This window comes from Mycobacterium sp. (assembly GCF_049608025.1).
GTDB lineage: Bacteria > Actinomycetota > Actinomycetes > Mycobacteriales > Mycobacteriaceae > Mycobacterium.
In genome coordinates this window covers 217-834 of sequence record NZ_JBMYXC010000115.1, presented here as the reverse complement: position 1 = coordinate 834, position 618 = coordinate 217, and the positions used below count along the sequence as shown (strand labels likewise).

The following is a 618-nucleotide window of genomic DNA, read 5'->3' as shown; positions in this document are numbered from 1 at the left end:
CAGAGCTAGGTGAAATGTGATAGTACAACAAATCTTCGGATGCGTTGATAGTGTGCCTAAAGGCTTCCAAGAAAAACCTCTAAGCTTCAGATTATGAGAACCCGTACCGTAAACCGACACAGGTAGTTGGGATGAGAATTCTAAGGTGCTCGAGAGATTCATGGCTAAGGAACTAGGCAAAATCGCCCCGTAACTTCGGGAGAAGGGGCGCCAGCGTAACTGGCCGCAGTGAATAGGCCCAGGCGACTGTTTAACAAAAACACATGGCTTTGCTAAATTGAAAGATGATGTATAAGGTAGCGAAATTCCTTGTCGGGTAAGTTCCGACCTGCACGAATGGTGCAACGATCTGGGCACTGTCTCAGCCATGAGCTCGGTGAAATTGTAGTATCGGTGAAGATGCCGATTACCCGCAACGGGACGGAAAGACCCCGTGAACCTTCACTACAGCTTAACATTGGTTTTGGGTAAATGATGTGTAGGATAGGTGGGAGACATTGAAGCGGCCTCGCTAGAGGTTGTGGAGTCGTTGTTGAAATACCACCCTTCATTTATCTGGAATCTAACCTAGCAATGGGGACATTGTTTGGCGGGTAGTTTGACTGGGGTGGTCGCCTC

1 rRNA gene (only partly in view) is annotated in these 618 nt (G+C 48.2%); it reads left to right on the top strand.

The window, feature by feature from the left end:
• Positions 1-618: ribosomal RNA gene (locus ACPGXI_RS17975) — 23S ribosomal RNA — on the top strand (its annotated part continues 216 nt past the right edge of the window); the annotation flags it as partial.